7 protein-coding genes and 2 pseudogenes are annotated in these 11,177 nt (G+C 70.1%); 8 read left to right on the plus strand and 1 reads right to left on the minus strand.

What is annotated here, in order from left to right; all coding sequences use genetic code 11:
- Nucleotides 1–67: 67 nt before the first annotated feature.
- Nucleotides 68–460, minus strand: a pseudogene (locus ACGGAQ_RS21220) (multiprotein-bridging factor 1 family protein); the annotation flags it as partial.
- A gap of 428 nt (nucleotides 461–888) precedes the next feature.
- Here ACGGAQ_RS21220 and ACGGAQ_RS21225 point away from each other — a divergent pair.
- From ACGGAQ_RS21225 to ACGGAQ_RS21260, 8 genes and pseudogenes are all read left to right on the plus strand, one after another.
- Nucleotides 889–1,707, plus strand: coding sequence for a basic amino acid ABC transporter substrate-binding protein (locus tag ACGGAQ_RS21225; RefSeq protein WP_393051750.1), 819 nt, complete (start codon nucleotides 889–891; stop codon nucleotides 1,705–1,707).
- Nucleotides 1,708–1,783: 76 nt separating this feature from the next.
- Nucleotides 1,784–2,578: an amino acid ABC transporter permease gene (locus tag ACGGAQ_RS21230; RefSeq protein WP_393051752.1), complete on the plus strand. Its 795-nt coding sequence runs from the start codon at nucleotides 1,784–1,786 to the stop codon at nucleotides 2,576–2,578.
- A 5-nt stretch (nucleotides 2,579–2,583) separates the two neighbouring features.
- Entirely contained in the window at nucleotides 2,584–3,423 is an 840-nt protein-coding gene (locus ACGGAQ_RS21235; protein ID WP_393051753.1) for an amino acid ABC transporter ATP-binding protein, read from the plus strand.
- A gap of 234 nt (nucleotides 3,424–3,657) precedes the next feature.
- Nucleotides 3,658–4,662: a multicopper oxidase domain-containing protein gene (locus ACGGAQ_RS21240; RefSeq protein ID WP_393051755.1), complete on the plus strand. Its 1,005-nt coding sequence runs from the start codon at nucleotides 3,658–3,660 to the stop codon at nucleotides 4,660–4,662.
- Between the two features lie 18 nt (nucleotides 4,663–4,680).
- Nucleotides 4,681–8,628 (plus strand): ThuA domain-containing protein, encoded by a 3,948-nt coding sequence (locus tag ACGGAQ_RS21245; RefSeq protein WP_393051757.1) that lies wholly within the window; start codon nucleotides 4,681–4,683, stop codon nucleotides 8,626–8,628.
- 8 nt (nucleotides 8,629–8,636) lie between these two features.
- A pseudogene (locus ACGGAQ_RS21250) lies at nucleotides 8,637–9,320 on the plus strand (OmpL47-type beta-barrel domain-containing protein); the annotation flags it as partial.
- Between the two features lie 45 nt (nucleotides 9,321–9,365).
- Entirely contained in the window at nucleotides 9,366–10,166 is an 801-nt protein-coding gene (locus ACGGAQ_RS21255; protein WP_393052048.1) for an OmpL47-type beta-barrel domain-containing protein, read from the plus strand.
- 32 nt (nucleotides 10,167–10,198) lie between these two features.
- Complete coding sequence (locus tag ACGGAQ_RS21260) at nucleotides 10,199–11,176, plus strand: hypothetical protein (RefSeq protein WP_393051759.1); 978 nt, start codon at nucleotides 10,199–10,201, stop codon at nucleotides 11,174–11,176.
- The last annotated feature ends 1 nt before the right edge of the window (nucleotide 11,177 follow it).

Genomic DNA, 11,177 nt, shown 5'->3' on the forward strand with positions numbered 1-11,177 from the left:
CTGCCTGTGACGGGGAGGGCGGGGTGGCGCCGGAGCCGGTCGTGGACGGCGCCGCTCCCTCGACCGGGAGGTCGCGGCCGGCGAGGCGGCGCAGAAGCTCCCGGATCTGGCGCTTGTCCGCGGCGGAGACCGTGTCGTCGAGCAACCGCCGGCGGATGGTGCCCATGTCCGCCTCGACCTCCGCCAGCACCCGGGGCGTCACGGCGGCGTTCGGCATCGCGAGCGGCCGGATCGCGGCGGCGATGGAGAGGTCGAGGGTGGCGCAGAGGCTGCGGACCTTCGCCAGCTCGGGGTAGCGCTGCCAGTCACCGGCCAGCCAGCGGAACAGCGTCGAGCGGCTGACGCCGGTGTGCTGCGCGATGTCGCCGACGGTCCAACCGTGCTCCTCGCGGGCGTCGTCGACGGCCTGGCGGACGAACTGCGCGAAGGCCATCTGAGGGGTCGTGGGGTAGGTGTCCATCTCAGCCGTGCCCTCCCACCCGGAATCGCCTCGGTGTACCCGGCTCGATGATCAGTTCTGATCACCCATTCCAGTGCCGGCGGTACCACTGATCGTCCACCAGCTTCTGTGGTGGCGCAGCGGTGGCCAGCACGGCGGCCTACTCGTTCGAGGTGGGGCGGATACTCAACTGCCGTTCGTCGCGGCGGAGCGGCGGAGCGGCCCGCGCCGCGGGTCACTCGGACGACGGCGGACGGACCGGTCCGCTGCGGCCCGTCGTCCCGTTCGTGACCGCCTGTCCCGTTCACGGGGTGTGATGGACGCCGCAGCACGACGGCCACGCCCCGTGATCTGGGTACCGTTCGTCGAATCAGGTACCGTCCCCTGTCACACCGTCTTCGCACCAACCTGGCTTCCTGTCACAGGGGAGCCGAACCGGAGGGACACTCGTGAGAGTCCGTAGCGCAGTCCGTCAGGCCGGCCTCGTCGCGGCGGTCGCCGCCCTGGCGTTGAGCGCGGGATGCGCCAAGAAGGATGACAGCGAGGTCCAGGCCAGCGGGGTCAAGCTGGTCGAGGCCGGCAAGCTGACCGTCTGCACCCACCTGCCGTACCCGCCGTTCCAGTCGAAGGACGCCAGCGGCAAGGTCACTGGGTTCGACGTCGACGTGATGGACCTCGTGGCCAAGGAGTTGGGCGTCGAGCAGACGATCATCGACACGCCGTTCGAGGGGATCAAGTCCGGTCAGGACCTGAACACCGGCAAGTGCGACGCGGCCGCCGCCGGCATGACCATCACCGCCGAACGGCAGAAGGTGATGAACTTCTCCGACCCGTACTTCGACGCGACGCAGGCGTTGCTGGTCAAGACCGGGAAGCCGTACAAGTCGCTCGACGACCTGCGGGGCAAGAAGCTCGGCGTCCAGGCGGCTACCACCGGTCGTGACTACGCCAGGAAGTTCGAGAAGGAGAAGGGCCTGCAGCTGGTCGAGTTCGAGGATCTCGCCGCCCTGCAGCAGGCCGTCGCCAACGGCCAGGTCGAGGCCGCCGTCAACGACCTGCCGGTGTGGTCCGAGTACCTCCGCAAGAACCCGGGTGGGTTCGAGGTGACCGCCGAGTTCGACACCGGCGAGCAGTACGGGTTCTCGGTGAAGAAGGACGGCAACCCGGAACTGCTCAAGAAGATCAACGAGACGCTGGCCAAGGCCAAGCAGGACGGCTCGTACGACTCGATCTACGAAAAGTGGATCGGCAAGCGGCCCAGCGCCTGATCGAAGCTCAGTGGGGAAGGGCGCGCGTCTCGCGCGCCCTTCCCGTCGACACACTCCGGGAAGGCAACGAGCCAACGTGAAGCTGCGACGCCGCCAGCGGGAACGACTGTCCCTCGGCATCCAGTACCTGGTCTTCGTCGCGATCATCGCCGCGGTGCTGTTCGCCGCGGACTGGGGCAGGCTCAAGGACGCGTTCTTCCGCGTCGACATCATCGAGTCGATGTTCCCGACGATCATCACCGTGGCGCTGCGCAACACGATCCTCTACACGTTGGGCGCCTTCGCCTTCGGCCTCGTGTTCGGCACCGTCCTCGCGCTGATGCGGCTGTCCCGGGTGGCGCCGTACCGCTGGCTGGCGACCGCGTACATCGAGCTGTTCCGGGGTCTGCCGGCGCTGCTGGTCCTCTTCCTCGTCGGGTACGGCATCCCCATCGCCTTCCCGGAGCGGGAGATTCCCGGCGGCGTGTTCGGCTCGATCGCGATCGGTCTCGGCCTGACCGCCGCCGCGTACATGGCCGAGACCATCCGGGCCGGCATCCAGGCCGTGCCGAAGGGGCAGATGGAGGCGGCCCGCACCCTCGGCATGTCGCACTTCACCGCCATGCGCACCATCGTCATCCCGCAGGCGTTCCGGATCGTCATCCCGCCGCTGACCAATGAGCTCATTCTGCTCACCAAGGACTCGTCGCTGGCCTACGTGCTGGGCGTGACGGCGCAGACCATCGAGGTCACCAAGTTCGGCCGGGACATGCTCAACGACCGGGTGAACGCCACGCCGCTGCTGGTGGCCGGCCTCGCCTACCTGGTCATCACCCTGCCCCTGTCCCAGGTGGTGCGCCGCCTCGAACTCCGCTACGCCAAGGCCCGGTGACCCGCATGACGACCACCCCGTCCCGTCCCGCCGTCGAGATCCGCGACCTGCACAAGTCCTTCGGGCCGCTCGAGGTGCTCAAGGGCATCGACTTCGAGGTCGGCCAGGGCGAGGTCGTCTGCGTCATCGGGCCGTCCGGCTCGGGCAAGTCGACGCTGCTGCGCTGCGTCGACCTGCTGGAGGAGCCGACCGCCGGCACGATCTGGGTGAACGGCGTCGAGATGACCGACCCGGACGTCGAGATCGACGCGGTACGCCGGGGCATCGGCATGGTGTTCCAGTCGTTCAACCTCTTTCCGCACCTGACCGTGCTGAACAACCTCACCATCGCCCAGCGGCGGGTGCTGCGGCGTCCTCGCGCCGAGGCCGAGCGGATCGCGCGGGCCAACCTGGAGCGTGTGGGCCTGAGCGACAAGGCGGACGCGTTCCCGGCGCAGCTCTCCGGCGGGCAGCAGCAGCGGGCCGCGATCGCCCGGTCGCTGTCGATGGAGCCGAAGCTCATGCTCTTCGACGAGCCGACCTCGGCGCTCGACCCGGAGCTGGTCGGCGACGTGCTCACCGTCATGCGAGGGCTCGCCGAGGACGGCATGACTATGATGGTGGTCACCCACGAGATGGCGTTCGCCCGGGACGTGGCGGACCGGGTCGTGTTCATGGACGGTGGTGTCGTGGTCGAGCAGGGGCCGCCGCAGGAGGTGCTGGGCGCGCCGAAGCACGAGCGGACCCGCGCGTTCCTCGCCCGGGTCCTCGACCCGACCCGGGTGGAGCGGCTCGGCCAGCCCGACCAGTCGCCCGAGCCGCCGGAGGCCCCCGGCCTGCCGACGGACGGCCGGCACATCGTCTGAGCACTCCACATCGCCTGGTCAATCGACGTATGGCGTGATCTCGCGGTAATCTTCCTGCAATCAGACCTGTACTTTCGTCGATGGATTACATAAGTTGGGTTCATCCATCGAAAGTTCTGAGTCTTCCGAGCGAAGTCCGCGACGATCCTCACCTCAGTCGTGCTGCCGCCTTGTGCTCGGCGGTCGATGCACCCTGCCCTCGTCGCGTCTTCGCCCGGTCGGGAACGGAGACCCATGGACGATCACGCCGTTGGCTCCCATCGCCACCTGTCCCGCCGATCACTGATCGCCACCGGGGCGCTCGCCGCCGGAGCGCTGGGCGCGTCCGCCCCCACACTCGGCGGCGCGTTCGGAGGTAGCCCCGCCCAGGCCGCCGCCGGAGTGACCAAGAAGGTCACCATCTACGCCGAGCGGTTGCCCAACGGGCTGTTCGGGTACGGCCTCGCGCCCGGCCAGGCCACCGTGCCGGGGCCGGTGCTGGAGATCTACGAGGGGGACACCCTGGAGATCACGTTGGTCAACACCACCGACCAGCGGCTGTCCATCCATCCGCACGGGGTGGACTACAGCACCGACTCGGACGGCAGCCCGTTCAACGACTCGTTCAACAACCCCGGCGAAACCCGGACGTACGTCTGGCGCTCCCACGAGATGGTGGCCGCGTCGGGTCGCCGGTACATGCCGGGCAGCGCCGGCTACTGGCACTACCACGATCACGCCATGGGCACCGACCACGGCACCGCCGGAGTCGCGAAGGGCCTGTACGGGGCGCTGATCGTCCGCCGTCGCGGCGACATCCTGCCGGAGAAGCAGTTCACTGTCGTGTTCCACGACATGACGATCAACAACCGGATGGCCCCGGACACGCCGATGTTCGAGGCGAACCTGGGCCAGCGGGTGGAGTGGCTCGCCATCGGGCACGGCAACCTGTTCCACACCTTCCACCTGCACGCGCACCGCTGGGCGGACAACCGCACCGGAATGCTGGAGGGACCGGCCGACCCGAGCCTGGTCATCGACAACAAGGACCTCAACCCGGGCAGCTCGTTCGGGTTCCAGGTGCTGGCCGGGGAGGGCGTCGGACCCGGCGCGTGGATGTACCACTGCCACGTGCAGAACCACTCCGACGGCGGCATGGCCGGGATCTTCCTGGTGCGCAACGCCGACGGCAGCATGCCCCCCGGCGCCGAGGAGGCGATCCACCGGTTCCAGGGCCACACCCACACGCACGGAAGCTGACCGAAAGTGGGGACGGGGATGACCAGAGACGTACGACGAGCCCTCGCCGCGGTAGCGGCCTTCGCCACACTGATTCCGGCCACGGCCATGGCCACGGCGGCGACCGCCGCGCCGCGACCCGGGGCCGCCGCCCAGGCGGCACAGCCGCCCAGAACAGCCGTGCTCGTGTTCCACGGGCCGGTGGCCGAGCAACAGGACCCGGTGTCGCGCGCCGTGGACACCATCCGACAGCTTGCGGCCAGTCATGACATCGATGTCACGGCCACCACGGACCCGGCGGTTTTCACCACGGCCGGGCTGTCGGCGTACCGCAGCGTGGTCTTTCTCTCCGCGACGGGCGCCGCGCTCAACCGCGACCAGGAATCGGCGCTGCAGGGCTACATGAAGGCCGGCGGGGGTTTCGTCGGCATCGCCGACGCCGCCCGCGCGCAGGTCGACTCCACCTGGTTCACCGGCCTGATCGGCACCCGTCCGGCGGGCGCCATCCCGGTCGCCGAGCCGGTGGCCGCGGTGACCGCCAGCGGCGAGAACCCGCCGAGCGAGACCAAGGAGAAGCTGACCGACGGCGACGCCAACACCAAGTGGCTGGTCCGCACCCCGACCGCGTGGGTGGCGTACCAGCTGGCCGCACCCAAGCGGATCACCGGGTACGCGCTGACGTCGGCCAACGACTTCGTCGGGCGGGACCCGAAGGACTGGACCCTGCAGGGCTCCAATGACGGGCAGAACTGGTCCGATCTGGACCGACGCACCAACCAGAGCTTCGCGGAGCGGTTCCAGACCCGCCGGTTCGACATCGCCGCGCCGCAGGAGTTCACCCGCTACCGGCTGAACATCACCGCCAACAGCGGTGAGCCGTTGATCCAGCTCGCCGACCTGCGCCTGTTCACCGGCGCGGCCACCGCGCCGCCGCCGACCCCCGTGAACCGGGCCGTCGTCGACATCCTGGACCGCAAACACCCGGCCACCGCGTCGCTGCCGCTGACCCTCACCCGGTCGGACCGCTGGGACAACTGGGATCCGAACCCGATCGGCACCGTGCACACCCTCGCCCAGGTCGAGGAACGGCACTACGACCCGGGTCCGGGCGCCAACGGCCCGTTCCACCCGGTGTCCTGGTGCCGGGACTACGACGGCGGCCGGTCGTTCTACACCGGCATGGGCCACACCGAGGGCAGCTACGCCGAGGAGGCGTTCCGCGCGCACCTGACCGGGGCGCTGAACTGGACCACCGGCCGCGTACGCGGCGACTGCCAGGCGACGATTGCCGCGAACTACAAGGTGGAGCGGCTCACCGCTGCCAACCAGACCGGGCAGCTGGACCAGATCGGCGAGCCGCACGGGCTCACCATCGCGCCGGACGGCACGGTCTTCTACGTCGGCAAGGCGGCCTGCCCCAGCGGCCCGATCGCGGACTGGAACGACCCGAACGTCGGCCTGGGCTGCGGCACCATCCACTCCTGGGACCCGCGGACCAAGCAGGTGAAGCTGCTCACCACCCTGCGGGTGATGGGCAACCGGGGCAGCGGCTCGGAGTTGGTGAAGAACGAGGAGGGCCTGCTCGGCATCGTGCCCGACCCGAAGTTCGCCGACAACGGCTGGCTCTACGTCTACTGGATGCCGCACGAGTCGATCGACCGCGTGCAGCGGGTCGGGCAGCGCACCGTCTCGCGGTTCACCTACGACCGCGCGACCCAGACCATCGACCAGGCCACCCGTAAGGACCTGCTGAAGTTCCCGGTGCAGATCCACAGCTGCTGCCACGCCGGCGGCGGCATGGCGTTCGACGCGAAGGGCAACCTCTACGTCGGCTCCGGCGACAACAACTCCTCCGAGGGGTCGCAGGGCTACTCCGGCAACAACTGGACCCAGGAGTACCAGGGCATCTCGTTCCAGGACGCCCGTCGCACGGCGGGTAACACCAACGACCTCGCCGGCAAGATCATCCGGATCCACCCGGAGCCGGACGGCACGTACACCATCCCGGAGGGCAACCTCTTCCCGCCCGGCACCGAGAAGACCCGCCCGGAGATCTACGTGATGGGCGTGCGCAACATCGCCCGCCTCCAGATCGACCCGGAGCACCAGTGGCTGACCGCCGGCTGGGTCGGCCCGGACGCCTCGTCGCCCAGCCCCACGCTGGGCCCCGCCAAGTACGAGACCGCCACCATCATCACCTCGGCCGGCAACCAGGGCTGGCCGTACTGCATGGGCAACCGGCAGCCGTACCGGGACCGCAGCAGCACCGACGCGACAGTGCTGACCGGCTGGTACGACTGCGGCAACCTGAAGAATGAGTCACCGCGCAACACCGGGCTGGTGGACATCCCGGCGGCCCGGGACAACATGATCTGGTATTCGCCGGATGGCGGCGGCCCGGTCTTCCCGAAGCGCACCGACGGCAGCGGCCTCCCGACGTACGTCGCGGCCGACGCCACCTACACGCAGCCGTACCTGCGCGGCGGCGGGCAGGCCATCATGTCCGGTCCCACCTACCACCGCGACCGGGTCGATCCGAACAGCACTGTGGCGTGGCCGGCGTACTGGGACGAGAAGTGGTTCATCGGCGACGAGTCGAACGCCGCCAACCGGGTCGCGGTCACCGTCGACCCCGCCGGCGTGCCGACGGCCACCCCGCCGGTGTACGCCGAGTCGCTGCGGGCCATCATCCCCAGCGGCAACGGCGACACCCGGCTGCAGAGCTGGATGGACGCCAAGTTCGGCCCGGACGGCGCGCTCTACCTGCTCGACTACGGAGGCGGGTTCTTCAGCCTGCACCCCAACCAGAAGCTCATCCGGATCACCTACACCGGCGGCGCGCCCACCCCGGCACCGGCGGCGAACTTTGTCGCCGTGCAGAACAAGCCGTTGACGATCGCCTTCACCGGCTCCCGGTCCGGCGGCGTGAGCCACCGGTGGGAGTTCGGCGACGGTGCCACGTCGACCGAGGCGGACCCCCGGCACACGTACGCCAAGGTCGGCACCTACACCGCGAAGCTCACCGTCACGTACGCCGACGGCGAGACGGCGACGGTGCAGACCACCGTCACGGTCGGCTGCGCGGTGCCGGACTCCCGGGCCACGGTGTGGCTCGGCGACACGGACACCGGAGTGCCCAGCCGTACGGTCGGGCAGGGGTGCACGATCAACGACCTGATCGACGACGAGAGCACCTGGCCCGACCACAACGCCTTCGTCCGGCACGTCAGCGCGGTGACCCGCGCGTTGCAGGACGACGGCCTGCTCAACGCCCGCGAATCGGGCACGCTCACCCGCCTGGCCGCCGCGTCCGACATCGGCCGGGACGGGCGCACCGGATACGAGCCGCTCTACGACGGCACCGCCGAGTCGCTGCGCGGTTGGCAGCAGGCGCCGACGGGATCGTTCAGCATCCAGCCGGACGGGGCACTGCGTTCCAGCGGCGGCCTCGGCATGCTCTGGCACACCAAGGAGTTGGCGGACTTCTCGCTCAAGGTGCAGTTCCGCGACATCGCACCGGGCACCAACCGGGCCAACACAGGTGTCTTCATCCGCTTCCCGGACCTGCGGGTCCCGCTGGAGCAGCGGCCACCGGGCAGTTGCGGCACGATCGGGTCGGCCCGGACCTCGCCGGCCTGGATGGCGATCTACTGCGGCCACGAGATCCAGATCTACGACGGGGAGACCGGCGAGCCGCAGAAGACCGGTTCGGTCTACAACTTCGACCCGGTGCCGTTCGCCCAGGCCGGTGTCACGCCGAAGAACGTGTGGAACGACTACGAGATCCGGGCGGTCGGGCAGCACTACACGATGATCCGCAACGGCGTGGTGATCAACGAGTTCGACAACACGCCGGGCAAGCAGTCCTCCCGTGCCGGCGACCCGCCGACCGACCTGCGGCAGTTCCTGTCCGGCTTCATCGGCCTGCAGAACCACGGTGACAACGACCTGACCGAGTTCCGCAACATCCGCGTGCGGGAACTCTAGGAGAGACGATGATCCGACGACTCACGGCCGCGCTGGCGGCGCTCCTGCTCACGGTCACGCCGTTGGCCGCGCCACCCGCCTCCGCCGCCCCGCGCGCCGCCGCGGACCAGGTGCTGACCTGGACCGCCGACGACAACACCACCCGCTACAAGTCCGTGCCCACCCAGGCGGTGGCCGGCGCGGCGACGATCATCTGGGAGAACAGCGCGGCCACCGGCAACACGACCGGAATGCCGCACACCCTGACCTTCGACACCAGCACCGAGGGTTACAACCACGACGTCACAGTCAACATCCTGGCCAGCCCGTTCGACGCCAACGACGGCCGCCACCAGGCGACAGTCACGCTGACCCCGGGCCGGTACCGCTACTTCTGCTCGATCCCCGGCCACAGCCAGATGGTCGGCGAACTGGTCGTCACCGACGGCGGGGGAGGCGACGACACCACGCCGCCGACCGTCACCGCCGCCGTGTCGGGCGACCGCGACCAGGATGGCAACTACGTCGGTACCGCGACGGTGACCGTCACGGCCAGCGACGCCGGCTCGGGTGTGGAGACCGTCGAATACCAGGTCGACGACACCAGCTTCGCGCCGTACACCCAGCCGGTGCGCATCAGCGCGGTCGGCGACCACTCGGTGCAGTTCCGGGCCACCGACGAGGCCGGCAACACCAGCACGGTCGGCTCGGTGTCGTTCCGGATCGTCGAGCCGACCGAGGAGGACACCACCGCGCCGGTGGTCACGGCCGCGCTGGCCGGCGACCGCGACGGCGACGGCAACTACGTCGGTACGGCCACCGCCACGCTGACCGCCACCGACGCCGAATCGGGGGTCGCCACCATCGAGTACGCCCTCGACGGCGCGGCCTTCACCGCGTACACGAACCCGATCGTGGTGACCGCGGCCGGGATGCACATGCTGCACTTCCGGGCGACCGACGTCGCCGGCAACACCTCGGCGGAGCAGATGGCCCACTTCACCGTCGTCGCCCCGCCGGAGGAGGACGACACCCCGCCCACGGTGGCCGCCACGGTCACCGGTGAGCGGGACGCCGGCGGCGCCTACGTCGGCGCGGCGACCGTCACCGTCACCGCGACCGACGCCGGATCGGGCGTGGCGTCGGTCGAGTACGCGCTGGACACCGGCGGCTGGACCGCGTACGCCGGCCCGGTCAGCGTCCGGACCGTCGGCGCGCACACCCTGCGGTACCGGGCGACCGACACCGCGGGGAACGCCGCCACCGAGCAGTCCACCACGTTCACTGTGGTGGCCGACGGCACCGACGCCTGCCCCGCGTCCGACACCCGGGCCACGGTGATCATCGACGGTGATGACACCGGCGTGGCCAACGCCGACACCGGCGACGGCTGCACCATCAACGATCTGATCGACGAACACGCCGACTACCCCGGCCACGCCGACTTCGTCCGGCACGTCGAGGCGGTCACCACCGCTCTCGTGACCGCCGGAACGCTGACCAAGCGGCAGCAGGGCGCCATCGTCCGGGCCGCGGCCCGATCGGACGTCGGCGCATGAGCACCCGAATCTCATCGACAGGGAGTACCACGATGCCCGGACGTACCGTCGCCAAGCTGGCCACCGTGACCGCCGTCATCGCCGCCTCGGTGCTGGCCGTGGCGCCCACCGCCCACGCCGACCTGGTCACCCACTGCATCGGCACCGGCGGTGCGGTGACCGTGCCCAACGACCTGCTCGTTCCGGCCGGTGAGTCCTGCGCGCTGACCGGCACCACGATCACCGGCAACGTCACCGTCGCCGCCGGCGCCAACCTGGTGGTCACCGGTGGTCGGGTCAGCGGTGAGGTACGCGTCGCCGCCGACGGCTACCTGGACGCCACCGAGACCAGCGTCGACGGCCAGGTGGTGCTGGCCGCCGGCGGGTACGGCGTGTTCCTCAAGGACGCCCAGACCGGTGCGGTGACCGTCCGCCCGAAGGGCTCGGCCACCATCGACAGTTTCCTGTTCGCCGAGGCGGCGACGATCGCCGGAAACGTCACCGTCGGCGCCGGTGAGGTCCGGCTCGACGGGGGCACCCAGGTGACGCGCAACGTCAGCAGCACCGGCACCTACTACACCGACGTGCACGACTCGTTCGTCGACGGCACCCTGTCGGTGCTCAACAGCGCCACCGGCAGTGTCGTGTGTGGCAGCGCGGTCCGGGGTCGGGCCACGTTCGCCGGCAACCTCGGCGGCGTCCAGCTCGGCCCGAACGGCGCCCTGGACAGCTGCGCCTCCGGCGGTTACTGGGGCGCGGACGTCAGCGTCACCAGCACCACCGGCGGCGTCACGGTCGACGACAACATCATCAACGGCCAGTTGACGGTGACGGGCAACAACCCGGCCGCGCAGGTGGCCGCGAACAACCGCATCCGCGGCGGCGTGACGGGCGACCAAGCCGCGCCGAGCACCAACCGGGCGGCCCGGATGGCCGCCGCCGACCGGGACGATGCCGGTGACCAGCGGGCCGAGGTCCGCCGTACCTCGGCGGTGCAGGAGGCCACCGCGGCCGGCGACGCCCGGCTCTAGG

The sequence above is a fragment of the Micromonospora sp. NPDC047557 genome, from assembly GCF_043205095.1.
In the GTDB taxonomy this organism is placed as follows: domain Bacteria; phylum Actinomycetota; class Actinomycetes; order Mycobacteriales; family Micromonosporaceae; genus Micromonospora.

Excerpts from the sequence above, each read along its gene's own strand:
- ACGGAQ_RS21235 (WP_393051753.1), top strand. The coding sequence starts at position 2,584 with ATGACGACCACCCCGTCCCGTCCCGCCGTCGAGATCCGCGACCTGCAC.
- ACGGAQ_RS21240 (WP_393051755.1), top strand. The coding sequence starts at position 3,658 with ATGGACGATCACGCCGTTGGCTCCCATCGCCACCTGTCCCGCCGATCA.
- ACGGAQ_RS21245 (WP_393051757.1), top strand. The coding sequence starts at position 4,681 with ATGACCAGAGACGTACGACGAGCCCTCGCCGCGGTAGCGGCCTTCGCC.
- ACGGAQ_RS21260 (WP_393051759.1), top strand. The coding sequence starts at position 10,199 with ATGCCCGGACGTACCGTCGCCAAGCTGGCCACCGTGACCGCCGTCATC.